This is a genomic window from Campylobacter concisus (assembly GCF_015230015.1).
Taxonomy (GTDB): Bacteria; Campylobacterota; Campylobacteria; order Campylobacterales; family Campylobacteraceae; genus Campylobacter_A; species Campylobacter_A concisus_AF.
On the sequence record NZ_JAAKZC010000002.1, the window covers coordinates 94,212 to 119,669 of the forward strand.

The 25,458-nt window shown below is 40.9% G+C and carries 26 protein-coding genes; 20 read left to right on the forward strand and 6 right to left on the reverse strand.

The genetic code is table 11. The annotated features are described in order from the left end of the window. Window positions 1-34: 34 nt before the first annotated feature. From G6W42_RS01730 to mraY, 4 genes are all read right to left on the reverse strand, one after another. The gene (locus tag G6W42_RS01730) at window positions 35-2,068 is read right to left on the reverse strand and encodes a hypothetical protein (protein WP_194172707.1); all 2,034 of its coding nucleotides are present in this window, start codon (window positions 2,066-2,068) and stop codon (window positions 35-37) included. Window positions 2,069-2,240: 172 nt separating this feature from the next. Then, window positions 2,241-3,458 carry a UDP-N-acetylmuramoyl-L-alanine--D-glutamate ligase gene (murD, locus tag G6W42_RS01735; RefSeq protein WP_194172708.1) on the reverse strand — a complete coding sequence of 406 codons (1,218 nt, stop codon included), beginning with the start codon at window positions 3,456-3,458 and terminating at the stop codon, window positions 2,241-2,243. Between the two features lie 4 nt (window positions 3,459-3,462). Continuing rightward, the gene (locus tag G6W42_RS01740; RefSeq protein ID WP_194172709.1) at window positions 3,463-3,978 is read right to left on the reverse strand and encodes a hypothetical protein; all 516 of its coding nucleotides are present in this window, start codon (window positions 3,976-3,978) and stop codon (window positions 3,463-3,465) included. A gap of 3 nt (window positions 3,979-3,981) precedes the next feature. Continuing rightward, window positions 3,982-5,046, reverse strand: a complete 1,065-nt coding sequence (gene mraY / locus G6W42_RS01745) for a phospho-N-acetylmuramoyl-pentapeptide-transferase (protein WP_194172710.1) — start codon at window positions 5,044-5,046, stop codon at window positions 3,982-3,984. 79 nt (window positions 5,047-5,125) lie between these two features. Between mraY and gpmI the strand changes: the two genes are divergently transcribed. From gpmI to argS, 19 genes are all read left to right on the forward strand, one after another. Continuing rightward, window positions 5,126-6,589, forward strand: coding sequence for a 2,3-bisphosphoglycerate-independent phosphoglycerate mutase (gene gpmI, locus G6W42_RS01750; RefSeq protein WP_194172711.1), 1,464 nt, complete (start codon window positions 5,126-5,128; stop codon window positions 6,587-6,589). A gap of 36 nt (window positions 6,590-6,625) precedes the next feature. Beyond that, window positions 6,626-7,369: a 3-oxoacyl-ACP reductase FabG gene (gene fabG / locus G6W42_RS01755; RefSeq protein ID WP_194172712.1), complete on the forward strand. Its 744-nt coding sequence runs from the start codon at window positions 6,626-6,628 to the stop codon at window positions 7,367-7,369. Between the two features lie 86 nt (window positions 7,370-7,455). Next, window positions 7,456-7,689 carry an acyl carrier protein gene (gene acpP, locus G6W42_RS01760; RefSeq protein ID WP_002941395.1) on the forward strand — a complete coding sequence of 78 codons (234 nt, stop codon included), beginning with the start codon at window positions 7,456-7,458 and terminating at the stop codon, window positions 7,687-7,689. Between the two features lie 34 nt (window positions 7,690-7,723). Continuing rightward, the gene (locus tag G6W42_RS01765) at window positions 7,724-8,935 is read left to right on the forward strand and encodes a beta-ketoacyl-ACP synthase II (RefSeq protein WP_021085320.1); all 1,212 of its coding nucleotides are present in this window, start codon (window positions 7,724-7,726) and stop codon (window positions 8,933-8,935) included. 1 nt (window position 8,936) lies between these two features. Then, window positions 8,937-9,872 (forward strand): acetyl-CoA carboxylase carboxyl transferase subunit alpha, encoded by a 936-nt coding sequence (gene accA, locus G6W42_RS01770; protein WP_002941254.1) that lies wholly within the window; start codon window positions 8,937-8,939, stop codon window positions 9,870-9,872. Between the two features lie 203 nt (window positions 9,873-10,075). Next, window positions 10,076-10,930, forward strand: a complete 855-nt coding sequence (locus G6W42_RS01775; RefSeq protein ID WP_194172713.1) for a CbrC family protein — start codon at window positions 10,076-10,078, stop codon at window positions 10,928-10,930. Window positions 10,931-10,941: 11 nt separating this feature from the next. Beyond that, window positions 10,942-11,784 carry a YwqG family protein gene (locus tag G6W42_RS01780; protein WP_194172714.1) on the forward strand — a complete coding sequence of 281 codons (843 nt, stop codon included), beginning with the start codon at window positions 10,942-10,944 and terminating at the stop codon, window positions 11,782-11,784. Between the two features lie 344 nt (window positions 11,785-12,128). Then, on the forward strand, window positions 12,129-12,743 hold the full coding sequence (locus G6W42_RS01785) for a riboflavin synthase (protein ID WP_194172715.1): 615 nt from the start codon (window positions 12,129-12,131) through the stop codon (window positions 12,741-12,743). 10 nt (window positions 12,744-12,753) lie between these two features. Continuing rightward, the gene (locus tag G6W42_RS01790; RefSeq protein ID WP_194172716.1) at window positions 12,754-13,473 is read left to right on the forward strand and encodes a polyphenol oxidase family protein; all 720 of its coding nucleotides are present in this window, start codon (window positions 12,754-12,756) and stop codon (window positions 13,471-13,473) included. Beyond that, window positions 13,463-13,672, forward strand: coding sequence for an acetyltransferase (locus G6W42_RS01795; RefSeq protein ID WP_194172717.1), 210 nt, complete (start codon window positions 13,463-13,465; stop codon window positions 13,670-13,672). Before G6W42_RS01790 ends, G6W42_RS01795 begins: the two co-directional genes overlap by 11 nt. A gap of 10 nt (window positions 13,673-13,682) precedes the next feature. Beyond that, a complete protein-coding gene (gene iadA, locus G6W42_RS01800; RefSeq protein ID WP_194172718.1) occupies window positions 13,683-14,822 on the forward strand; it encodes a beta-aspartyl-peptidase in 1,140 nt (379 codons plus the stop codon). A gap of 190 nt (window positions 14,823-15,012) precedes the next feature. Next, on the forward strand, window positions 15,013-15,801 hold the full coding sequence (gene rpsB, locus G6W42_RS01805) for a 30S ribosomal protein S2 (RefSeq protein ID WP_002941277.1): 789 nt from the start codon (window positions 15,013-15,015) through the stop codon (window positions 15,799-15,801). Next, entirely contained in the window at window positions 15,801-16,865 is a 1,065-nt protein-coding gene (gene tsf / locus G6W42_RS01810) for a translation elongation factor Ts (RefSeq protein ID WP_194172719.1), read from the forward strand. The genes rpsB and tsf overlap by 1 nt, the downstream gene beginning before the upstream one ends. Then, window positions 16,865-17,509 carry an ABC transporter ATP-binding protein gene (locus tag G6W42_RS01815; RefSeq protein WP_194172720.1) on the forward strand — a complete coding sequence of 215 codons (645 nt, stop codon included), beginning with the start codon at window positions 16,865-16,867 and terminating at the stop codon, window positions 17,507-17,509. Before tsf ends, G6W42_RS01815 begins: the two co-directional genes overlap by 1 nt. 89 nt (window positions 17,510-17,598) lie before the next feature. After that, the gene (gene fliR, locus G6W42_RS01820; protein ID WP_194172721.1) at window positions 17,599-18,360 is read left to right on the forward strand and encodes a flagellar biosynthetic protein FliR; all 762 of its coding nucleotides are present in this window, start codon (window positions 17,599-17,601) and stop codon (window positions 18,358-18,360) included. A gap of 56 nt (window positions 18,361-18,416) precedes the next feature. Continuing rightward, window positions 18,417-19,973, forward strand: a complete 1,557-nt coding sequence (locus G6W42_RS01825) for a Highly acidic protein (RefSeq protein ID WP_194172722.1) — start codon at window positions 18,417-18,419, stop codon at window positions 19,971-19,973. Then, the gene (gene gmk / locus G6W42_RS01830; RefSeq protein WP_194172723.1) at window positions 19,974-20,585 is read left to right on the forward strand and encodes a guanylate kinase; all 612 of its coding nucleotides are present in this window, start codon (window positions 19,974-19,976) and stop codon (window positions 20,583-20,585) included. Between the two features lie 51 nt (window positions 20,586-20,636). Continuing rightward, entirely contained in the window at window positions 20,637-20,858 is a 222-nt protein-coding gene (tatA, locus tag G6W42_RS01835; protein ID WP_194172724.1) for a twin-arginine translocase TatA/TatE family subunit, read from the forward strand. Window positions 20,859-20,867: 9 nt separating this feature from the next. Next, a complete protein-coding gene (gene argS / locus G6W42_RS01840) occupies window positions 20,868-22,451 on the forward strand; it encodes an arginine--tRNA ligase (RefSeq protein ID WP_194172725.1) in 1,584 nt (527 codons plus the stop codon). 50 nt (window positions 22,452-22,501) lie between these two features. Here argS and G6W42_RS01845 read toward each other — a convergent pair whose 3' ends face one another. Beyond that, window positions 22,502-23,437, reverse strand: coding sequence for a sugar transferase (locus G6W42_RS01845; RefSeq protein WP_194172726.1), 936 nt, complete (start codon window positions 23,435-23,437; stop codon window positions 22,502-22,504). A gap of 103 nt (window positions 23,438-23,540) precedes the next feature. On the opposite strand from G6W42_RS01845, the gene G6W42_RS01850 reads away from it, so the two are divergent. After that, a complete protein-coding gene (locus tag G6W42_RS01850; RefSeq protein WP_194172727.1) occupies window positions 23,541-24,524 on the forward strand; it encodes a YeiH family protein in 984 nt (327 codons plus the stop codon). Here the strand turns inward: G6W42_RS01850 and nadD are convergent. Next, window positions 24,508-25,389 (reverse strand): nicotinate (nicotinamide) nucleotide adenylyltransferase, encoded by an 882-nt coding sequence (gene nadD, locus G6W42_RS01855; RefSeq protein WP_194172728.1) that lies wholly within the window; start codon window positions 25,387-25,389, stop codon window positions 24,508-24,510. The genes G6W42_RS01850 and nadD overlap by 17 nt on opposite strands. Window positions 25,390-25,458 lie beyond the last annotated feature (69 nt).

Sequence of the window (25,458 nt, forward strand, 5' to 3'; positions counted from 1 at the left end):
TTTTGGGATGAGGTCTTTAGCTCTTGTAAATTTACTACATCACCTCGACATGCACGTTTTTATCTATCTCTACGAAAAATGTCTGCCCAGCGTTGTTTTCGCCTTTATAGACTTGATTGACCGCTTCGCCCCCAACTTCATCGAGTTTGTTATAACCAGCTCCGATTACGCTATTTTTTGCATTTAGCGCGGCTACTTCGCCGCTTGTGGCCTTTACGAAATTTCCAACTAGCTGCACCACATCGTCACTATCGCCTGAAATTTTAAGGATAGTATTTAGGCTCTCTAAGCCATCGGGTCCTTTGGTAGGGTTGGAGTCTATCATATCGCTTATGTTTTGCCCATTTAGCTTTAGCTTCACAGCCTTTGTGTGATCAAGTTCGATGCGCTCAAAGCTCTCAAGGCGCTTATCTAGCTCACTTATCTTTGTTAGATCCACGTTTTGGGTAAAAACTAGCGTATCTATGCCACCTTTTGCGTCGATATCGTGTGAGTTAAAGATGAATTTGTCATCAAGGTTGCTACCAACGTCTTTTGTACCTTCAAATTTTAGGTCAAATGGCTTATCAAAATCGCTTGCATTATCGCCAAATTTTGTACCATTTATTTCTTTTGCCTTATAAAATGTATCGCTCTCTTTTGTCACAAGGCCCTTTTGAGCAAGAGCCTCCATGTAGGCATCACTTACTAGAGTAACGCCTGTTTTATCAAATGTATAATTATCATCTTCACTTGTCCCTGTTATCCTTGTGGCAACTCTTTTTGACATATATGGCGTGTCATCAACTACTATAAAAGTTACTTTATAAAAACCACTCTCACTTAAGTGTAGCTCATTTGTCTTTACATAGTTTACGCCTTCTTCGTCCGCGCCTTTTGCAGTAGTAAAACCTCTGTTGTATATGGCTGTGTCATTAAAGATAAATTTTATTATCTCTCTTGATTTTACCTCGTAAAAAGCAAATTCTTTAACGAGTGTATGATCTTTGATATGTATCCAGCCCTCTGCCTTTAGTATCAAGCCGTCGCTCCCACTCGGCTTTGACTCATTTAAAAGATAGTGTCCATTCGATTTCTGTGGCAAACCATAGCTACCAAAGCTATTACCAAGTCTATCTACATCATATTTTGCACGTGGGTCTTGCCCTATCCTGATAAGCTCTTCTGGCTTTAGATCTGGATCAGATAGTATTTTGTATTTTTTTAGATCTTCATTTGTACCTTGTCTTTTAAAAGATAATGGATTATATGCTGTGCCAGTGCGCCATCTAAGCTCACTAAAAGTGCTTGAGGCGCTAACCTTATGCTCGTCCATCCACTCTTCATATGCGTATTTGTTGTTTGAGTGCCAATCTATCTCTTTGTTGTTGTTTCTAGCGATATTATAAAACCACATATCTGCGTCTAGTCCTCTGTTTGTGACATTTAACACATTTATGGTATCTATAAATGGCTCTTCTTTTGGCTCTGCAGCGCCGCCACTTTTTTCTACTAGCGTGCTAGAGGATAGACTTGAAGCGCCTGAGACGCTTTTTAGCTCGCTTGGCTGGGCACTACTTATATTTGAGTCTAACCCTTTATTTACAACCATTATTTTATTGGTGGAATCTATAAATGATTCTTCGGTGGCGCTACCTTTTTCTACCTGCGTGCTTGAAGCGCCTGAGACGCTTTTTGTCTGAGCTGGCTGGGTGCTACTTATATTTGGCTCTAAAGATCTGTACTGGTTGTAAATTTGATGGATATTTGCGCTGTGACCACTTGTGGTAAAACTAGCCGCGCTTAGAGATATGCCATCTCTTACTGATGATCCGTATCCACTCTCACTCTTTTCTTCTGCTGGTTTTGTTGAAATTTTTAAAATATCATCTAAATTTATGCTTTGATGAGCGTTTAAATTTATCTGCTCGCCACCTTCTAGAGTGATCTTGGCATCTAAATTTTTAGTAAAAATTTTCTGATCAGGATAAATTTCGTCGCCATCTTTTAGCATTTTTATGCTTCCATCTTGGCTTATGATGTAAATTTCGCCCTGAGTATCTTTTATTATCAATTTTTTATTTTTCATATTTTTCCTTGGTTTAGTCTAAGCCATATCGGATAAATTTATAAAATATGTATAGCTAAAGTCTTATTTTGTGGAGATTGTAGTCAAAGTTGCTAGGTATTATCATTGTTTTAGATCAAAGTAATACCTATATATTTATGAAAAAGCAGGGTAAATTTAAAAAATTTGAGTTTTAAAGAGCCCTTATAAACTCTTTAAATTTATCTCCTCGCTCGGCGTAGCTCTTAAACTGGTCAAGGCTCGCAGCAGCAGGGCTTAGAAGCGCTATCTCGTCAGCTTTTAGCTCTTTGCTTATCTCATTTACAGCGTTTTGTAAAAAGTCACATTTTAGGGCAGGCACGCTAAATTTAGCGGCTAAATTCATAAGTTTGTCGCTGTTTGAGCCAATGGCATAAATTTTGACTTTAAGACCCTTTAAATTTTCAAATAGCTCATCCATGCTAACGCCCTTGTCGTCGCCGCCTAGGATTAGGTGTATAAAGTGATCTTTGTAGCGTTTCACGGCTTGTATGCTTGCATCTATGTTGGTCGCTTTTGTGTCATTAACCCAGGTTCGCCCCATCTTGTCGGTGAGCTCTTCAAGCTTGTTTGCCTCGATGACAAATGTGTTTAAAAGTGCGACATCACAGCGGTCAAATAAAATTTTCTCCACCGCAAGTGCCAGTAGTGCGTCAAGTAAAAACGGCGTTTTAAAGGCTATATCGTCCAAATTTACGCCGCAAAATTTAGCTAAATCGCTCTCATCTTTATAGGCGATAACTTTGGCTTTTGTAGGCGTTTTAGCGTAAATTTCAGGCACGATCGCTACGCTAGTTTCGCTCATGCTAGCAAGCGGCTTTAGCTTGGCTTTTTCGTACTCGCTCATGTCGCCATGCCAGCTTAGATGATCTGGTGTGATCGGCAAAAGCACGTAAATTCCTGGTGTGGCGTGGTTTGTGTAGTGCAGAGTAAATGAGCTGGTCTCAAGTATCCAAATTTTAGCTTGTGGGTCTAAATTTGCTAGTGCGATGCCGACGTTTCCGCCCATCACTGAGCCTTTGCTCTCTAGCAGGTGCTGCATCATCTTTGTAGTCGTCGTTTTGCCGTTTGTGCCGCTTATCCAGACGTTAAATGGTAAATGCGCCTTGTAAATTTCATAAAAATAGTCATATTCGCTAACTAAATTTCTAGCTTTTTTGATAAGCTCGTGGTGAGGCGGGATGCCCGGGCTTGGTATCTCTAGGCTGCTTTTTGCTGGGTCAAATTCGCTAACTGGCAAAAGAGCGTTGCCAAACTCATCTTTTGAAATTTCGCTAAATTTATCATCATAGATATCCCAAAAGCCGTCTTTTACGAAGTTTTTAGCGATAGCTTTCGTCGTGCCACCATAGCCAAATAGTGATTTTCTCATGCTTTTATCCTCTTTTGCCCCATAAAATTTCTACTATCTCATTAGCACTTAGCTCACGCATCACGCCCTCTATCTCGCGGCGTTCAAAGAGCTCAAATCTAAACGTATCAGCAAAATTTAGCTTCAAAAACTCTGCAAAATATGCGCCTTTGCAGGCAAATTTTACTCTTATATAAAATGCCTCTAAAAAATCATCATCAAATTCAGGCACAGGCGCCAACATGCGTTCTACGATCACGCTAAGCTCGTCTTTTGTGGTATCAGGCACCAGTTTTGGCTCTGGCAGGGCGATGTCAAAGGCTAAATTCTCAGCGCCCTCAGCCTCCCACCACTCGTGCAGGCTAAATTTACTCATATCCTTGCCACTTATCTGTGCTAGGCGTTTCTCTACTTTGCGGTACTCTTCGCCGTCCTCATCGCCATTTTCGTCGCAAAAGTCGGTATAGGCTAAAATTTGCTCCAAAATTTCATCATATATTTTTCTAGCACGCTCAAAGTCAGGCTCTATCTGCGCTCGCATGATCTACCTGATCTTTAGCGCGGTTAGTGCGATCAAATTTGCTAAAAGTGCGATGATCCAAAAGCGCACGATGATCTTATTTTCCGCCCAGCCTTTTATCTCAAAATGGTGATGTATAGGCGCCATGAGAAAAATTCTGCGTTTAAAAATTTTAAAGCTACCCACCTGCAAGATGACACTAAGCGTCTCTACGACAAAGATGAGGCCGATGATGATGAGCAAAATTTCGTTTTTGGTCGCAACGCCCATAAAACCGATATATGCACCAACGCTTAAGCTGCCGCTATCGCCCATAAAGACTTCAGCCGGATGGCAGTTAAACCACAAAAAGCCCATGAGCGAGCCAATGAGTGCAGAGGCTACGACGACGCTCTCGCCAACGCCTGCGATCTTTGGTAGAAGCAGGTATGAGCTAAAGACAGCGTGGCCGCAGATGTAGGCAAAAACGCCAAGAGTTAGAAGTGAAAATATTGATGGTACGGCGGCAAGTCCGTCAAGTCCGTCTGTTAAATTTACCGCATTTGAGGCTGCGACGATGACAAGCGTCCAAAAGAAAATGGCAAAAATTTTCATATCAAAGATGGGCTGCTTGTAAAATGGCAGGTAAAACTCAGTATTTAGCTCTTTGCTGATGTATAAAAACGCTGCGAGTAAAAAGGCGATGAGAAACTGAAAAAAGAGCTTTGCCTTTGGGCTTAGGCCGGCGTGGTTTTTAGCACCTAAAATTTTGCTGTAATCATCCTTGTAGCCAAGCAGAGTAAAGCAAACTAGGCAAAAGAGCGAGGCTAGAATGAAGGTGTTATCAAGCCTTGCACAGATGATCGTGGCGATCACGGCAGTAAAGACAAAGACAAGTCCGCCCATGGTCGGTGTTTTGGCCTTTTTTTGGTGAGTTTGTGGTGCGAGCTCATAGATAGGCTGGGCGGCATTTTTTGCCTTTGCCCAAGCGATAAATTTAGGCATCAGATAAGCTGTCAAGATAAATGCTATGAAAAATGCGATGCCAGCGCGAACGGTGATATACTGAAAGATATTAAAGTTGAAAATTTCATAGATATAGTAAAACATGGGAGCCTTTATTTTAAAAAAAAGCAATTTTAGTATAATGGCCTTAAAAATTATCTAAATTTAAGGATAAAATTTAAAAATGGCTCAAAAAACTATACTTATAATAACTGATGGTATCGGATCTAATAAAAATGGTAAATTTAACGCATTTGAGGCGGCCAAAAAGCCAAACTACGATAAATTTTTTAAAGAAATTCCAAACTCGCTCATAAAAACCTCTGGAAACGCTGTGGGGCTACCCAAAGGACAGATGGGAAACAGCGAAGTAGGGCACATGTGCATAGGAAGCGGTCGAGTTTTGTATCAAAATTTGGTCAAAATTTCACGCGGCTTTAATGATGGCTCAGTAGCAGAAAATGAAGCGCTAAAGGCTCTTTTTAAAAAGTGCAAAAAGATCCACGTCATAGGGCTTTATAGCGACGGTGGCGTGCACTCTCACATGGAGCATTTTGATGGTATGTGCGAGCTTGCTAGCAAAAGTGGCTGCGAAGTTTTTGCCCACGCTATCACCGACGGACGCGACGTTAGCCCAAATAGCGGTCTAAATTTCATAAAAAGCTTGGAGGCTAAATTTAAGGTAGCGACAGTTTGCGGGAGATTTTACGCGATGGATAGAGACAAACGCTGGGAGCGCGTAAAAGAGGCCTATGATAGCTTGGTAAAGGGAGCAAATTTAAGCGAGCTTTCGCCAAGCGAGTATCTACAAAAAAGCTACGATGAGGGCATGACAGACGAGTTTGTAAAGCCAGCAAGCTTTAATGGCTTTAAGGGCATAGGCGAAGATGACGGCGTGATCTTTATAAATTTTAGAAATGATAGAGCAAGAGAGATTTGTCAGGCTTTGGGTGAAGAGAAATTTGGCGAGTTTGAGCGACCTTTTGCTATCAAAAATCTCATCACCATGACCGAATACGACGCAAATTTTAAATTTGAAGTGCTATTTAAAAATGAAAAGATAAAAAACACCCTAAGCGAGGTCGTAGCGGCTGCTGGGCTAAGGCAGCTTCACACGGCTGAGACTGAAAAATACGCCCACGTAACCTTTTTCTTTAATGGCGGCGTCGAGGAGCTAGCTAGCAACGAAACTAGGGTGCTCATCCCTAGTCCAAAAGTAAAAACCTACGACGAAAAGCCAGAGATGAGCGCTGCTGAGGTTTGCAAAGCCGTGCTAAAGGGCATGGATGACGAGCAAGACTTTATCGTGGTAAATTTCGCAAATGGCGATATGGTAGGCCACACTGGCAACTACGAGGCCGCTATAAAAGCAGTTGAAGCAGTGGATGCGGCTCTTGGAGAAATTTACGCAAAAGCAAAAGAGAAAAACTACGCTATGATCATCACGAGCGATCACGGAAACTGCGAAGAGATGCGTGATAGTAGCGGCGAGCTACTGACAAACCACACAACTTATGATGTCTTTTGCTTTGTGATGGCTGATGGCGTAAAAAAGGTAAAAAACGGTGGTCTAAACAACATCGCGCCTAGCGTTTTAAAGCTCATGGGGCTTGAGATCCCAGCTGAGATGGACGAGGCGTTATTTTAAATTTGATAATATAAGCAAAATTTATAAGGAGAATCTATGAAATTTAGTGGAAAAAACGTGCTAATAACAGGTGCAAGCAGAGGTATCGGCGCACAGATCGCAAAGACGCTTGCAAATATGGGCTTAAAAGTGTGGATAAACTACCGCTCAAAGCCTGAGATAGCAGACGCTTTGCAGGCTGAGATCGAGCAAAATGGCGGCAAGGCTGCGGTGATAAAATTTGACGCAACAGACGAAGATGAGTTTATAAAAGGTATAAATTTGATAGTCGATAGCGACGGCGAGCTAAGCTACCTTGTAAATAACGCTGGCATCACAAATGACAAGCTAGCGCTTCGCATGAAAACTAGCGAATTTACAGATGTGATAAATGCAAATTTAACTTCAGCTTTCATAGGATGTAGAGAGGCTTTAAAAGTGATGAGCAAAAAGCGCTTTGGAGCGGTCGTAAACGTCGCATCTATCGTTGGCGAGATGGGAAATGCAGGACAGGTGAATTATTCAGCCAGTAAGGGCGGACTAATCGCCATGAGCAAGAGCTTTGCAAAAGAGGGCGCAAGTAGAAATATCCGCTTTAACAGCGTAACTCCAGGCTTTATCGAGACTGATATGACGCATGGGCTAAGCGATGAGGTGAAAAAAACTTATAGCGATAATATCCCGCTAAAACGCTTTGGCAGCGCTAGTGAGGTGGCCGAGGCTGTGGCATTTTTACTAAGTGATCACGCAAGCTACATAACTGGCGAGACGCTAAAAATAAACGGTGGACTTTATATGTAATGAAATTTCAACAAGTTTTGAAATTTAAAATAAATAAAAGCGTAAATATTATAAGATAACAGACATTTTTTATAAGGAGACCTTAAATGGCAGTATTTGAAGACGTAAGAGACGTAGTTGTAGAGCAACTAAGCGTAGATCCACAAGCGGTAAAACTAGAGTCTAAAATCATCGAAGATTTAGGCGCTGATTCACTTGACGTTGTAGAGCTAGTTATGGCTTTAGAAGAGAAATTTGAAGTAGAAATTCCTGATAGCGAAGCAGAGAAATTAGTAAGCATTCAAGACGTTGTAAATTATATAGAAAAACTAGGCAAATAATTTAAATTTGCATAGTTTGATTTAAGGAGATGTATTGAAACGAGTCGTTGTAACTGGTATTGGCATGATAAACGCACTTGGTCTTGATAAAGAGAGCTCTTTTAAGGCTATTTGCGAGGGTAAAACAGGTGTGAAAGAGATCACGAGCTTTGATGTAAGCGAATTCCCTGTTAAAATTGCTGCCGAGATAACTGATTTTGATCCAAATAGCATTTTAGACGGCAAAGAGGTGAAAAAAGTAGATCGTTTCATACAGCTTGGCATAAAAGCATCTAACGAAGCTATGGCTGATGCGAATTTTAAGGAGTTTGACGCTCATAAATTTGGCGTTAGTTCAGCAGCTGGCATAGGTGGTTTGCCAAATATTGAGAAAAACTCAATCACATATTTTGAAAAAGGCGTAAAGAGAATTTCGCCATTTTTCATCCCATCTGCACTTGTAAATATGCTAGGTGGCATAGTTTCAATAAACCACGGACTAAAAGGTCCAAATTTATCAAGCGTAACAGCTTGTGCAGCAAGCACTCATGCGATATCACAAGCTGCAAAATGCATAATGATCGGTCAAGCAACAAATATGCTAGTTATCGGTGCTGAATCAACTATCTGCGGCGTTGGTATAGGCGGTTTTGCGGCGATGAAAGCACTCTCAACTAGAAATGACGAGCCAAGCAAAGCTTCAAGGCCATTTGATGCAAACCGCGATGGCTTTGTAATGGGCGAAGGCGCTGGCGCACTTGTGCTTGAAGAGTATGAGTCAGCTGTTGCAAGAGGTGCTAAAATTTACGCTGAAGTAGTTGGCTTTGGCGAGAGCGGAGACGCACACCATATCACATCACCAACACTTGAAGGTCCATTAAGCGCGATGAAGCAAGCACTTGATATGGCAAAAGGCGTAAAGATAGACTATGTCAATGCGCATGGTACTTCAACACCAGTAAATGATAAAAATGAGACAGCTGCACTAAAGGCTGTTTTTGGTGATAAGTGCCCACCAGTTAGTTCAACCAAAGGTCAGACCGGACACTGCTTAGGCGGCGCTGGTGCGATCGAGGCTGTCATATCTATAATGGCAATGAGAGATGGCATCATCCCTCCAACGATAAACTACGAAACACCAGATCCAGACTGCGATCTAGACTACGTTCCAAATAAAGCTAGAAAAGCTGATATAAAAGCTGTTATGAGCAACTCATTTGGCTTTGGTGGAACAAACGGCGTCGTGATATTTAAAAAGTTGGATTAAGATGTCAAATTATTTAGATTTTGAAAAGAGCATAAAGCAGATTGATGAAGATATAGCAAATGCTAAGATCAGAGGCGATGAACATGCTGTTGAAATTTTAAATAAGAACCTATCTAAAGAGATATCAAAAGTATATAAAAATTTAAACGAATATCAACGTTTACAACTTGCTCGTCACCCAGATAGGCCATACGCTATTGATTATATAAATTCATTTTTAGTTGATGGCTATGAGATCCATGGCGACAGGGCATTTCGCGACGACCCAGCAATAGTTTGCTACATCGGTTACATCGGAGGCAAAAAGGCTGTCGTTATAGGCGAGCAAAAAGGTCGTGGCACTAAAAATAAACTAAAAAGAAATTTTGGTATGCCTCATCCAGAGGGTTACCGAAAGGCTTTACGCGTAGCAAAATTGGCTGAGAAATTTAACCTACCTATCTTATTTTTGATAGACACTCCAGGCGCATATCCTGGTGTTGGCGCTGAAGAGCGAGGTCAAAGCGAGGCCATAGCTAGAAATTTATTTGAATTTGCAAATTTAAAAACTCCAATAATAGCTGTCGTTATCGGCGAAGGCGGAAGTGGCGGTGCTTTAGCAATAGGCGTGGCTGATAGACTTGCCATGATGAAAAACTCTGTCTTTTCAGTCATCTCGCCAGAGGGTTGTGCAGCGATACTTTGGAATGACCCAGCTAAACAAGAGCAAGCCACAAAATCTATGAAGATAACGGCTGATGACTTAAAAAATTTATCGCTTATAGATGACGTGATAAACGAGCCGATAAATGGAGCTCATAGAGATAAAGATGGTGCCGCAAAAGCACTTGCAAACTACTTCATCTCAGAGCTAGCCGAGCTTGAGAAGCTTGATATAAACGAGCTTGTCGCAAAAAGAATAGACAAAATCCTCTCTATCGGGGCTTATGAAGAGTAAAATTTACAGTCGCAAGTGAGTTGAAAGTTTAAGTAAATTTGCTTGCGACTCTCCTTTATGCTAAATTTGATATGCTTTTTTTAAATTTTAAAAATTAAACAGTTTTATTTTTTTATCTCAGTATTTTAAAATTTAATAACTCATCTATGCAACTTTTAAGTGTTTAAGGCTAAAATTCTTAGCAAATTTCATAAAGGCTATTTATGGATAAATTTCAAGAAAAATATATAAAGCTTTCAAAAGATTACTACAAAAATAACGGCAATGCGGCGAGTGTGGAGGCTTTGTATCAGTTTAAAGAAGAGCTTGAAGCAAGCAAGGACTCGCAAGCAAAGAGCGTTTTAGTCGATATTTATCAGCTTTTGTCTATGCAAAAGAGTGCTTACGAGCTACTTTTAAATATACATGATAAAAACGACAAAAAACAGCTAAAAACGCTTGGCTACCTTGCGCAGTTTATGGATGAGGGTGACAAATGGGCGGTGCCAAGGCCAAAGAGCAAAGAGCAAATTTTAGCTCAAAAGGCAAAGGCTGCCACCTTGCCAAAATTTCGCTATCACCCAGAGCCATTAAAAACTGGCGCATTTAAAGATGATATGAGTGTCACCTGCGAGTGCTGCGGCAAAAACACAGAAATTTATTACAACAATGGCGTCTATAGCGAGCAAGACGTCACCTATCTTTGCCCAGCCTGCATCGCAAATGGTGAAGCTGCCAAGAAATTTGACGCTACCTTTGTGCAAGATGCCGACAATCTTGCCACGGATGACGCCAAAAAAGATGAGGAGCTCTTTGAAAGAACACCTGGCTATGAGAGCTGGCAGGGCGAGCACTGGGTGGCGTGCTGTGATGATTATTGCGCATTTTTGGGAGATGTGGGCACGAAGGAGCTTCTTGAGCTCGGCATCGCAGACGAGGTCTTTGCGGACTACGCAAAAAGGGACGATTACGACGCGAAAATGGCTCGCGAGCTGCTCGTAGCGGGTGGCGATTTTGCTGGATATTTGTTTCGTTGCTTGCACTGCAAAAAGTATCACATCTACATTGATGCTTGCTAGAAAGGAAAAATATGGATCTAAATGAAATTGCAAAAGGCTGCAAAGAGCGCGGTTTGGAGGGGCTTTTCGAGTTTTTAAAGCCAATGGCCAAAAATGCTATAAAGATAGATACGCAGGCTAAAGATGACGGTGATATCGTTGTTGGAGCGTCTAAATTTGGCGGGCAGCCAGATCTACCAGCTAGCGTGTCTTGGCCCTCAAATGAAAACGGCGCGCTTAGCTTTGTGGCGCAGATAAATTTTGCTGAAGCTAGTAAATTTGACACCGACGGGTTGCTACCAAAAAGTGGTATGCTATATCTTTTTTATGATATAAATTTACGCATTTGGGGCTACGACCCTGCTGATAAAAAGGGCTTTGCTGTGATCTTTAGTGAGGCAGCTAAAGACCAGCTTGCTCGCCAAAACATGGAGGGCGGAAATTTCACATTTGGCGCATGCTCTCTTAGCTTTAAAAACGAGCTAAATTTGCCAAGTTTGCAAAGCTCACTCGTGCCATTTGGTAAATTTAGCGAGGAGGAGTGGGCGGCCTATCACGAGATCATCGAGCCAAGCTGGCAGGCCAAAGAAAACAAGTTACTTGGCCACTCTGACAATATCCAAGACGGCATGGAGCTAGAGTGCGAGCTCGTGGCAAATGGCCTTGACTGCGGCGATGGCAGCGCTTATCACCACCCAAATATCTCTGAATTTGAGAAAAATGCCGCCCAGTGGCAGCTGCTTTTGCAGATAGATAGCGACTGGGATAGCGACATGGACTGGGACGGAGAGGGCAGAGTTTATCTATGGATAAAGAGGGACGATCTAGCGGCGCGCGACTTTAGCAAGACGTGGCTAGTTTTGCAGACGAGCTAGGGGCGAAAATTTAGCCAAAAGCTCTTGTTGGTGTGGATTTGGTAGTAAAATTATTTGGCATGCCATCTAAATTTCGTGCGTAGAATGTGTAAATTTAAAAATTTAAAGGTAAATGGCAGATTAAATTTAAATTTTTTGTAGTTTGCTGCTGGTTAAATTTACCTTGCAAGTGACTTTTACTCCCATACTAGCTTGGCTCTCCTTAAATTTCTCTTTGCTGATTAGATAGAAAATCGCGATATTTAGCCTTTATATCTCTTAAATTTAATAAAACTAGCAAATCTATCCATGCGCCAAATTTAGGCAAAATTTAGTAAAATCCTTAAAAAATTTAAAGGCAAAATATGTTTAATGGCTTAATTAGGGAGCTTGCCGAGGTCATTAGCTACTCGCAAAATGTTTTACGGCTAAAGGCTAAATTTCGCCCAAATTTAGGCGACAGCATCGCAGTAAATGGTGCTTGCTTAAGTGTGACTAAACTATATGAGGACGGCTTTAGCGTGGAGTTAAGCGCAGAGAGCAGGGCAAATGTCGCGGTTGAAAATTTAGCTGGCAGGGTGCATATAGAGCCAGCGATGAAGCTTGGAGAGCGAGTAGATGGGCATTTGATGCAAGGCCACATCGACTTTATCGGCGTGATCTCGGCTATCAAAAAGCATGAAAACGGCGTTGATTTTTACATCGACCTGCCGCGCGAGGCGATGGCTCTTATGGCAAATAAGGGCTCGGTGGGCGTCGAGGGCGTGAGCCTTACGATCAACGAAATTTTGCCAAAAGGTATCAGGCTCACGATCATTCCCATCACATTTAGAGATAGTCTTTTTGGCACTTTCAAGGTTGGCAGACGCGTAAATATCGAGAGTGACCTGCTGGCTCGCTACGTGACTAGGATGCTTGATACTAAGCAAAATAGCGGCCTTAGCTGGGACGAGGTCGAGAGGATTTCGAGCCTTTACTAAGCGAGCGAAGATGCGTGAAAATTTAGAGATCGTTTTTGATAAAAATGGCATAGTAGCTGGCTTTACAAATAGGCTTGGCGGCGTGAGTGAGGGTAAATTTAGCTCGCTAAATTTAGGCGATCACGTGGGCGATGAGCCAAGAGATGTCATAAAAAATAGAGAAATTTTGGCTAAAAATTTAGGCGTGAAAAAGCTTAAATTTATGAAGCAGATCCACTCGGACAAGGTCTTTGTCCTTGAAAACGAGGAGGACGAGCTGCCAGAGTGTGACGCTGTGATCACAAATTTAAGCGATGTCGGCATCTGCGTCTTGGTGGCGGACTGCTCGCCAGTCGTGATGATAGATGAGAGGCAGGGCGCTATCTGCGTGGCTCATGCAGGAAGAGCTGGCGTTACGCTAAAAATTTGCACAAAAGCATTTGGGCTTATGAGTGAGAAATTTGGCTCAAAAGCAGACGAAATGAGTGTCTTTGTCGGAGCAAATATAAAGGGCGGCTGCTACGAGGTTGGCGAGCTTGACCTTGGGGAATTTAACGCATATAAGATAGGTAGAAATTTTGATATGAACGCGGCCTTAAGGGATGAATTTAGCGCACTTGGGGTTAAAAATTTAAACTTTAGCGAGGTCTGCACGCACTGCGACGAGAGATATTTTTCGTACCGAAGAGACGGCGTGTGCGGTAGATTTTGTGGATTTGCAGTGAAATTTAAGGATAAAAATGAGATATGAGAGTTTTAAAAATCCACTAGCGGCAAAAATAGCTCAAAACGCTAGAAATTTGGGCTTTGAGCAGCTTATGAACGAAGAGTTTGTGCAGATGCTTCTTAGCTCAAAAAAGTTGGAGCTAAGTGCCGTGGATAGGGAAAATGTGGAGCAAATTTTTATAAAACTGATGGAGATAGAAGAGAAAGTACAACTTAGCAAATAAAGGAGAAAATATGCTTTTGCTTAAAAATGCTAATCTATACACGCCAAAATTTCTTGACAAGTGCGATGTTTTGGTAGGTGGCGGTAAAATTTTAGCTATCGGCGAGGGGTTAAGCTTTAGCGTAGAAGGGCTAGAAATTTACGATCTTAAAGGTAAAATTTTGGCTCCAGGCCTCATTGATCAGCACGTGCATATCACGGGTGGCGGTGGCGAGGCTGGATATCACTCAAGAACGCCTGAGATCACGCTTAGTCAGATCGTAAAATACGGCACGACCACACTTGTTGGCGTTTTGGGGACCGATGGTGTCACCAGAAGCTTGGAAAATCTCTACTCAAAGGCAAAAGCGCTCGAGTTTGAGGGCATCTCGACCTTTATCCACACTGGCTCATACGCAAGCCCCTGTGTGACATTTACTGGCGACATCGCAAAGGATCTCATTTTAATAGACAAAGTGATCGGCGTAAAGATCGCACTAACCGACAACCGCGGCAGCTACGTCTCAAAAGAGGAGCTCATCAAGATACTAAGCAAGATACGCATAGGCGGCATGGTCTCTAAAAAAGGCGGCGTGCTTCACATGCACATGGGCGGATTAAGCGAGAAATTTGACAACGTCTTTAAGGTGATAAAAGACTATGAATTCCCAGTTCATTACTTCTCGCCGACGCACTGCGCTAGGACAAAAGACCTGTTTAACGAGGCTTTGAAATTTCAAAAAATGGGCGGAAACGTCGATATCACAAGCGGTGGAAGTAAATTTGCCCCGCTTCATGAGGTGGTGGCTTACGGCCTTGAAAATGGGCTAAATTTAGAGCGCCTAACGATAAGCTCAGACGGCAACGGCAGCGTGCCTAAATTTAACGAAAATGGCGAGCTAGTGGGATATGGCTGTGCGTCATGTGCGTCAAATTTGGAGGTATTGCAAGCTTTGGTAAGAAATAAAATTTTAAATATAGAAGATACTTTGGCCTTGATGAGTAAAAATGTGGCGAGGTATCTAAATTTAAGCCAAAAAGGCGAGATAAAAGTTGGCAACGACGCTGATCTTTGCGTCTTTGACGAGGAGCTAAATTTATATGACGTGATCGCAAAAGGCGAGTTTTGTGTCAAGGACGAAAAGGTCGTTAAAAAAGGCTTTTTCGAGTAAATTTATAGAAATTTGAGCTTTATTTATAGCTAAAAAAATCTTTAAATTTAGCTTCAATAAAGCCAAGTTTCAATATAATCCAAGCTTTATTTCACACACGACAATCCTAAATTTGGTTGTGCGAAAGCATTAATGGTCGTGGAGGATAAAACTAAATTCAAGGCAAAATGCCTAAAACAAGGAGAAACTCATGGTAACTATGAGAGATTTATTAGAGTGTGGCGTACATTTTGGTCACCAAACACGCCGCTGGAATCCAAAGATGAAAAAATTTATCTTTGGCGAGAGAAAAGGTATCTATATTATAGATCTACAAAAGACTATTCGCTACTTCCGCTACACTTACAACATCGTTCGTGACGCAGCTGCTGAAGGCAAGTCAGTGTTATTTGTCGGTACTAAAAAACAAGCTATCGACGCTATCAAAGAGTATGCTGAAAAATGTGGAATGCCTTATGTAAATCACCGCTGGTTAGGTGGTATGATGACAAACTTCGGTACTATCCGCCAGTCTATCCGCAAACTAGAAGTTATCGAGACTATGGAAGAAGATGGCTCGATAAATTTACTAACTAAAAAAGAGGCTTTGATGCTTCGCCGCAAAAAAGAGAAGCTTATCGCAACTCTAGGTGGTATCCGTAATATGAAAAGCCTTCCTGATATGATATTTGTTGTTGATACAGTGAAAGAAAAGATCGCTGTTCAAGAGGCAAATCGCTTAAAAATCCCAGTTGTAGCACCTATCGATACAAACTGCGATCCTGACGTTGTTGATTATCCTATCCCAGGAAATGACGACGCGATCCGCTCTGTTCAGCTTTTCTGCCAAGAGATGGCTGAGGCTATCAACGAAGGCAAATCACTTCTTGAGCAAGATGGTGGCGAACAAGCTGCTGGCGAAGAAGTAAGCCAAGATGAGAAAGACGCAGTTGTAGCTGAGGCTATGAGTGAAGAAGACTTTGGCGAGGACGAAGAGTAATGGAAATAACTGCACAAATGGTAAAAGAGCTCCGTGAATCAACCGGAGCTGGCATGATGGACTGCAAAAAGGCACTTGGCGAAGCAAATGGCGACATGGAAAAAGCTGTTGATATTCTTCGTGAAAAAGGCCTAGGTCAAGCTGCTAAAAAGGCTGACCGCCTTGCAAGCGAGGGCCTAGTAAGCGTTGAAGTTTGCTCAAAATGCAAAAAAGCAACTATTAGTGAGATCAACTCTGAAACTGACTTTGTTGCTAGAAACCCACAGTTTCAAGCACTTGCAAAAGACGCTACAGCTCACATCCAATCAAGCGGTATAAAAACAGTTGAAGAGCTAAATGCTAGCACTTTAAATGGCGTTAAATTTGAAGAATACTTCAAAACTCAGATCGCAACTATCGGCGAAAACCTTGTAGTTCGTCGCTTTGAGACTATTAGCGCTGATGATAAGGGCGTGGTAAATGGCTATGTTCACTCAAATGGCCGTGTTGGCGTACTTATCGGTGCAGCTTGCGAAAGTGCTGAAGTTGCAAACAAAGCAACTGAATTTATAAGAAATTTATGTATGCATGCAGCTGCGATGAAGCCAAGCGTTATAAGCTACAAAGACCTTGATAAAGAGTTTGTTGAGAAAGAATTTATCGCACTTCGCGCTGAGCTTGAAAAAGACAATGAAGAACTAAAACGCCTAGGCAAGCCACTTCACCACATCCCTGAGTATGCTAGCCGCTGCCAGATAGGCGACGCTGAGCTTGCAAAAGCTACAAAAGCGATCGAAGAAGAGCTAAAAGCTGAGGGTAAGCCTGAGAAAATTTGGGATAAGATCATCCCTGGTAAGATCGAGAGATTTTATGCTGATAACACAGTGCTTGACCAACGCCTTACGCTTTTAGGTCAGTTTTATGTAATGGACGATAAAAAGACTATCGAACAAGTTATCGAAGAGAAAAGCAAAGAGCTTGGCGGCAAGATCGAGATCGTAAAATACGTTCGCTTCGAGCTTGGCGAAGGCTTAGAGAAAAAAGTAGATGACTTTGCTGCAGAAGTTGCTGCTCAAATAGGCTAATGGAAATTTTAAGAGCGTCTAATCTAGGCTTTGCGTATGATTATACGCTCTTTAACAATATAAATTTAATTCTCAATCAAAAACAAAGTATTGCGATAACTGGCGTTAGCGGTTGTGGCAAATCAACACTTTTACATATACTTTCAACACTTTTAAAACCAAATTTTGGCGAAGTTATCTACCAAGATAGATCGATCTATGAGCTCTCTCAAAACGAGCTTTTGGCTATTAGAAGGCTTCATTTTGGCATTATTTTTCAGTCGCACTATCTTTTTAAAGGCTTTAGCGCTTATGAAAATATCGAGCTTGCAAGCATACTATCAGGCGAAAATATAGAAAAAAATGATCTTGAAGCGCTTAAAATTTCAAGCGTTATAAATCAAAAAGTTGGTGAGCTAAGTGGCGGTCAGCAGCAGCGTGTCAGCATTGCTAGAGTGCTTACTAAAAAGCCAAAGATCATCTTTGCAGACGAGCCAACAGGCAACCTTGATAAGCAAACGGCAAATGAAGTGATGCAGGTTTTATTTGACTACATAAATGAAAACAACGCCGCCCTTGTTTTAGTCACTCACGACAACGACTTAGCCGCAAAATGCGACAACTCATACAAGCTTGAGAACAAAGAGCTTGTGCAAATTTCTTAAAATTTAGCTTCAAATTTCTAAAAACTACCGCATAAATTTAAAAACAAAGTAAAATTTTGTAAAATTAGCAAAAATTTAAAAAGAGCAAAATGGAACTAGTAGAATTTTTTGGAGCCGATAAAGCTATAGTTTTTATGCTTTTATTTGCACGTCTAAGCGGTCTCATCGTCTTTTTTCCATTCTACTCGCACAATCAAATTCCTCTTAGCGTAAAAACGCTTTTAGTTTTTGTTCTTTGTGTCGTGCTTTTTCCTCTCTCAAAAGCTCATGAAAACTCTATAAATTTCCTAGTCGGTGAGATACTTGGCGAGGTGATGCTAGGTCTTAGTGCAGGACTTATGCTAACCATCATATTTGCCACGCTTCAAATGGCAGGCGAGCAAATTTCCATGGTCATGGGCTTTTCTATGGCCTCTGTGCTTGACCCACAAACTGGCACAAACTCTCCAGTCATTGCAAACCTTATAAATTTCATCGCACTGCTAACATTTTTGGCATTTGATGGACATCATTTACTCCTTCAGTTTTACGCTAGCTCACTTGCTGTGGTGCCTCTAGGAGATTTTTATCCACGCCCTGGCATAATGAGCTATGCGATAAATTTATTTACAAATTTGTTTATATTTGGCTTTATCATGTCATTTCCTATCATCGCCCTCTCTTTGCTCTCAGACTCCATTTTTGGTATGCTCATGAAGACGATGCCGCAGTTTAACCTACTAGTCATCGGCTATCCTATAAAAGTGACGATCGGATTTTCTGTTTTGATAGCCATTTTAGCAGGCATTATGAAGATAATGAGCGACCTACTTTTAAAAGTGATAAATGATCTGCCAGCTCTGTTTTTTTAAGAAAATAGCAATGAAATTTATCATAGAATAGGCTTTTACTATTACAAGGAGGGATGATGAAAGTTGCTCTTATAAATAAAAATCCAGCAGTTTCACGTCTGATAACTTTAAGTCTGAATAAAATCGGCACCGAATATAGCGAATTTGAGGATCTAAATGGATTTGACGATGCTCAGTTTGACTTTATTATAATCGACAGCGACGTGGACAGCAGCGAGCTTGCGACTACAAAAGATGTGATGTATCTAGCAAGTCGTGGCGAGAGCAAACCAGAATTTGCTACTTTGATGCTTGAAAAACCATTTTTACCGACTGAATTTATAAGTGTTTTTGAGCAAAATATCCCAAAAGATGAGCCAGCTGCCCAGCAGAGCGAGAGTGAGCAGAGTGAAAGTGACTTTGGTGACTTTAGCGACGAGGCTATAAATTTTGACGAGATGTCTGGGTTTAAACTGCCTGATATCGATACAAATTTAGAAAATTTTGCAGATCTTGACAAAGAGCTTTTAGAAAGTGGCATAGATAGCCCAAGCGAGGAGATTAGCCAGAGCGACTTACAAGAGGAAAATGAAGCTAGCGATATGGAGTCTTTAGAAGAGCTTGAAGACCTACAAGAGCTTGCCAGCGAAGATCTTGCTGATGAGAGCGTGGATGAAGAGACTAGCGAAGCGATAAGTGATGCGCATGAGAGCGAAGAGAGTAAAGATGGCGATCTAGCAGAGCTTAGTGCGCTTGTCGATGAGATAGAAAATATGCCAGAAGAGTCTGAAGCAGATGAAGAGCTAAATAAAAATTTAGATGATATTATTAGCCAAAATGACGTTGCAGGCTTGGTTGATGAAGAGAACACTGGTAGCGAGTTTGACGAGATAGATCAGAGTAAATTTGAGCTTAGTGAGATTGATTCGCTTGATGAAGAGCTAAATAGTGAAGAGTCTAATGAGGAAAATAAAAATTTAGACGATATCGAGCTAGATGTTCAAAATTTAGAGCAAGAAGAGCTAAATATAGACGATCTAGCCAAATTTGATGATGAAGATAGCCTTGAAAATGAGGCAAATTTAGAAGATGAGCCTAAAGATGATGAGAATTTAGATGAGAGCTTTGAGGCTGATGAAGAGCAAATTCAAGTAGATGATGAAAAAGTAGAAGAAGATATAGAAGAAGAGGCTTTGGATGAAATTTCAAGTGAGGAGCTAGAAAATTTAGAGTCTAGCCAGAGTGAAAATGCTTCTAATGAGATGCCAGTAGAAGAGCTAGAAGATGTGAGCGAGCCAGAAGTTAAAGAAGATCTAGGTCTTGCGGATGAAACTTTTGAAGAAGAAAATGCTCAAGAAGAAGACGTACAAGAAAAGAGCAAAGACGCAGCATCAAGCGAGTTAAACTTCGACGCAGTATCGATAGATGATATAGATGAAAGCACGATGTTGGCGGCATTTGGACTAAAAGATATGCCTCAAACAAGCTCAAAAAAAGAGACAAAAGAAGGCTACAAAGAAGAGCTAACTAAAAAGATAACAAAACACGTCCACGAGTCACTAAATGAGAGCTCACTAAGAGATGTGCTAAAAGATATGAACATCAAGATAAATATAAGTTTCGAGGAAAAGTAGTTGCAAGGACAAATTTTAGTAGTTTCAGGACCTAGTGGAAGCGGTAAAAGCACGCTTTTGGGCCGTCTTTTAAAGGAAGAGAAAGACCTATATTTTTCTATCTCAAGTACAACAAGAGCCAAAAGAGAAGGCGAAGTCGATGGGGTGGATTATTATTTTATAAAAGAGGATGAATTTAAAAGCGGCATAGAAAAGGGCGAGTTTTTAGAGTGGGCGCAGGTGCATAAAAACTACTATGGCACGAGCTTAAAGCCAGTTTTAGCAGCGCTTGAGGCTGGGAAGATAGTGATATTTGACATCGACGTACAAGGCTTTCACATCGCACTTGAGAGATTTAAAAGCTATATCACCTCAGTTTTTATCACGACTATAAATAAAAAAGAGCTTAAAAAGCGCTTGAAAAACCGCGGAACAGATAGCGAAGAGACGATAGAAAATCGCCTAATGAACGCAGTTGGAGAGATGGAGCATATCTTAGAGTATGATTATTTTTTAGTAAATGATGATATCGAAAAGAGCTACCGCGGACTAAAGTCAATACTTAGAGCGATGAGGCTAAAAAGTGCCAAGATAAACTTGAGGCGCGTTATAGACGAGTGGATAGATTGCTAGAAATTCAGGAATTTATGATAACATTTTGAAAAATTTTAACGAGGAGAAAAGATGGGTTCTTTTAGTATTGGACACTGGCTAGTTGTTTTGGCGATTATTATTTTACTTTTTGGAGCAAAGAAGATCCCAGAACTTGCAAAAGGACTAGGTAAGGGCATAAAGACTTTTAAAGCCGAGATGGAAGACACAACACCTGAAAAGAGCGAGAAAGTCGAGCATAAAGAAGAGAGCGCTGCTAGTCATAAGATAGAAGAAACAACTAAAAACGCATAGGTTTTAGAGTTGAAAAATAAAATAAAAGCTGAAATTTCAAAGGTTTTAGAGCGTGAATTTGTGCTTGAAAAGCCAAAAGATAAAAATTTAGCCCACTATGCGACGCCACTTTTTAGCCTTGCAAAGGAGCTAAGAAAGTCGCCGGCTATGATAGCTAGCGAATTTGCTGATAAATTTAGTGATAGCAAGATAGTCGAAGCTAGTGCGGTAAATGGCTACTTAAATTTCAAGCTTAAGAGCGAATTTTTAGATGAAATTTCAAAGCAAATTTTGCTAGATAGCGAAAATTTTGCAAAAGAAGATACAAATAAAGATAGCTATTTAATAGAATACATCAGCGCAAATCCAACTGGGCCGCTTCACATCGGACACGTTAGAGGTGCGGTTTACGGCGATACTTTGGCTAGGCTTGGCAAAAGACTTGGCTACGCCATCTCAACAGAATACTACATAAACGATGCGGGCAATCAAATAGATCTGCTTGGAACTTCGATATCTCTCGCGGCCAAAGAGCAGCTTTTTGGCGAAAGTGTCGTCTATCCAGAGAAATATTACCGCGGGGATTATATTTTAGATATCGCTAAGCTTGCAAATGAGAAATTTGGTAAGGAAATTTTTTATGACGAGAGCAGAAACCCTGAGCTTGCTGAGTTTGGCAAGGATATCGTGCTTGATATCATCAAAAAAGACTTAGCTGATGTTGGGATATTTATAGAGAGCTGGGCTAGCGAAAAGGCTCTTTATGACCATCTTGTGCCAACTATAGAAAAGCTAAAACGCTCAAATCAAATGTATGAAAAAGAGGGCGCTACCTATATCGCTTCTACTACGCTTGGCGACGATAACGATAGGGTTGTGGTTAGAAATGACGGCAGACCGACATATCTAGCTGGTGACATCATTTACCATAATGCTAAATTTGAGAAAAATTTTGACCACTATATAAACATTTGGGGTGCGGATCATCACGGATATATTGCAAGGCTAAAGGCTGCGATAAATTTCCTTGGGTATGATGAAAACAAGCTTGAAGTGATACTTATGCAGATGGTTAGCCTGCTAAAAGATGGTAAGCCATACAAGATGAGTAAGCGTGCTGGCAATGCCGTGCTTATGAGTGATATCGCAAGCGAGATCGGTGCTGAGGCGCTTAGATTTATCTTTATAAGCAAGGCAAACACAAGTAGCTTGGAATTTGACGTAGATGAGCTTAAAAAAGAGGATAGCTCAAACCCTATTTTTTATATAAATTATGCTCACGCTAGGATAAATCAGGTCTTTGCAAAGGCTGAAAAAAGCGTTAGCGACGTGATAAATGCGGACTTTGAGTGTCTAGATGAAAATGCTAAAAATTTACTTTTTGAAGCACTGATATTGCCTGAAATTTTAGAGGACGCTTTCATCTCAAGACAGCTTCAAAAGATCCCAGACTATCTAAAGTCACTAGCTGCTAGCTTTCATAAATTTTATAATGAAAACCGCGTGGTTGGAAATGAAAATGAAGATAGCTTGTTAAAAGTCTTTGCAGTCGTTGCTATCTCGATAAAAACAGCATTTAATATAATGGGAATCACAGCTAAAGATAGGATGTAGCTTTATAGCTACCAGACAAATTTAGTCAAAAAGAGATATGCGGTTTTTGACTAAATACCCCTTTTTTCAAATATAATTGCAATAGTTTTTGCTATGATCTTTATCTCCAGCCAAAGTGACCAGTGCTTGATGTAGTAAAGATCATACATCAGCTTTTGTTTGGCGTCATGTGTGTTTGCACCATAAGGGTAATTTACCTGTGCCCAGCCGGTGATGCCAGGGCGGACGATGTGGCGTTCATTGTAGTAAGGTATCTCTTTTTCAAAGAAATTTATCCAGTATCTTCGCTCTGGTCTTGGTCCTATTAGGTGCATCTGTCCGCAAAGCACATTTATGCACTGCGGTATCTCATCGATGCGAGTTTTGCGCATAAATTCGCCAAATTCAAAGACCCTTTCATCGTTTTTGCTAGCAAATTTAGCCCCATCTTTTTCAGCATCAACCACCATCGAGCGAAATTTGATACATTCAAATTCTTTGTTTCCTAGCCCAACCCTGTTTTGCAAAAAGTAAAGGCTACCAGGCGACTGCTCGTCTATCTTTTTCTTTACGTAAAATTTAAGCACAAAAAGCATCACAAACAGCGTCGAGCAGCTTACATAGTCGATCACACGTTTTAAGACATATTCAAAGGCATTATAAGGCTTGATGTCGTTTAGAAAGTTTAAATTTTCGCCATTTTCTGGGATATAGCACTTTTGCAGGTAAATTTCTAAAAAGCTCTCCACATTTAGAAATTTTATTTTTTTATACTTCGTTTTAAACTGCAAAAGCGTGAGAAATCTCACTAGCTTGCCATCAACCGGTGTCGCGGTATTTAGTACGATCAGCCTTTGATTACCTGATTTTATGAGATTTTCTAGTGCGCCTCGCAACGCCTTCGCGTCGCTATTTTTTGGGGATAGAAAATTTACCTGGCCAAATTTCTTCCTAAGCTTCTCTAGCTCGAGTTTGGTGAAAGTATATTTTTCGCCAAGGATGATCATAGGCCTATCCCTTTATCTTTATTTTAAATTTGCATTATAAAATTCGTCTAATTATACCCAAACGTGCTAATTGCATTTTTAAAAAAAGAGTTAAGGTTAAAATATGTCTCATAAATTTCTTGCTGTGCTTGTTTTGGCGCTGATCTGTGCCATTTCTTTTACGCTCTCAAACACGCTTCTAGCCAAATTTCATATTAGCCCGCTCATCATCTCGATCATTCTTGGCGCCATTTTTGCAAATTTTTTTCCAAAACAAACACAAACTATAAAATCAAGTGGCGTCGTAGCGGTCGCTGGGAAGCAAATTTTAAGGCTAGGTATCATACTTTTTGGCTTTAACATAAGCCTTAGCGAGATCACAAGTGTCGGCACTCTAGGCGTGATATACTCAGCTTTTATGGTATTTGCAACCTTTTGCTTTGCGCTTTTTGTCGCTAAAGCTTTGGGGCTTAGCAAGGATAGTGCCGTGCTCATTGGCTCAGGGGCAAGCATCTGCGGCGCAGCTGCTGTTATGGCTACTCAAAATGAGATAAAAGCGGACGCAAACAAGCTTGCTATCGCCATTTGCACTGTTGTACTCTTTGGGACTATTGGCATGTTTATCTATCCGTTTATCGCTAAATTTCTAGCTCTCACGCCTCAGCAAACTGGCTTTTTTATCGGCGGCTCACTTCACGAGGTAGCTCACGTTGTCGGAGCCTCAGCAGCATTTGATGGCGCGACAAGCAGCACCGCCCTCATCATAAAAATGCTTCGCGTCATCATGCTAGTGCCATTTTTGTTTTTGCTAAATTTCTTAAATTTAAGCCAAAATAGTGGCGGCTCAAAGCTAAAGAGCATTCCGTGGTTTGCGCTATTTTTCCTAGTGGCGATCTGCATTAGATCTTTGCCATTTTTCCCTGAAAATTTGGTGCAAATTTTTAAGCTCTTAGCTAGCATCTGCCTTTGCGTGGCGATGTGTGCTTTGGGGTTTGGGATAGATAGGAGTATATTTAAAGCGACTGGCAAAAAGCCATTTTTGTTAGCATTTTTTATATTTTTATGGCTTATTTGCTCATCGCTTGTCTTTGTTAAGACTCTTTGCTAGTTTTTAGCTTTTGCAAAAACTCTTCGATGTTGTATTTTGCTCTATAAGCTGGGCTTAAAAGATGTATCAAAATGTCACCAAGGTCCATCACGATCCAATCAGGCGAGCTCTCCGTGCCTATAAATTTCTCACCAAGAGGCTTTAACTCCTCTTTTAGATCCTCGCTCAGTGAATAAGCATGCCTCTCACCAAGAGTCGTAGCGATAACTACGGCTTTTACGAAATAATCATCCCCGCTCATATCAAACACTTGTATCTCTTCAGCTTTTTTTGAGTCTAAAACCTTAACTATACTTTCGGTGCGCTCTTGCATCGATCTCTCTTGCATCTTTAATCCTTGGTAAAAATTTATAATCTCATCTTTTATCTCGCTAGGCAGCTCATCAAGCCCCTTTTGGTGCCTGATCTGCGATGAGCTAACATCCACATGCACGTCCATTTTTTGTAAATTTTGTGGAATTTCTATATGATTGCGCTTGGCGATCACAAACTGCACTAAATTTTTTAGCTCCTCATATCCATGCCACTTATCAAGCGTAGCTAGGTGGTCCGCGCCTATTATGAGATAAAATTTCTCTATCTTGAATTTCTCATACAAATACTTAACAGTCTCTATGGTAGGCACTGGGCGAGCTAAATTTATCTCATAGTCTGATATCTCGACCTTCTCTAGGCCGCCCCAAATTTCTCTTATCCACTTTAGGCGAAGCTCTGGCGGAGCTGAAAATTCGCTCTTAAAGGGACTTATAAAAGTTGGCATGATGATGAGCTTGTCGATATCAAGGCCGCTTAGTGCCATTTTCACAATGCTATCGTGTCCTAAATGAACCGGATCAAAGCTCCCGCCAAAAAGTGCTAACTTCATCTATTAAAGTGCCTTGTTTATATTTGTTTTAAAATTCTTTTTTGTAGAATTAGGCGTAATTATATCAAA